1 pseudogene is annotated in these 255 nt (G+C 70.6%); it reads right to left on the reverse strand.

The window, feature by feature from the left end:
• A pseudogene (locus IU459_RS40660) lies at nt 1-255 on the reverse strand (transposase); the annotation flags it as partial.

Raw genomic sequence — 255 nt, forward strand, 5'->3', positions numbered from 1 at the left:
TTCGAGCCGGGTTTGCCCCGATCGACCGGGTTCGGGCCGGTCAGATCGCCCCCCTTTTCGCCCGCACGCTCGCCGCGTCGGCCACCGCCCTGGACCAATCGATCAGCCCGGCAGAACCCAGCTCGTCTAGCACCGCCCGATGCAGCCGCCGCCACACCCCAGCGTTCGTCCATACCGTGAACCGGCGATGCGCCGTGGGCACGCTCACCCCGAACGACGGCGGCAGCAACCGCCACGCACAACCGCTGCTCAGCA

Origin of the sequence: Nocardia amamiensis (genome assembly GCF_015477605.1) — a bacterium.
In the GTDB taxonomy this organism is placed as follows: domain Bacteria; phylum Actinomycetota; class Actinomycetes; order Mycobacteriales; family Mycobacteriaceae; genus Nocardia; species Nocardia amamiensis_A.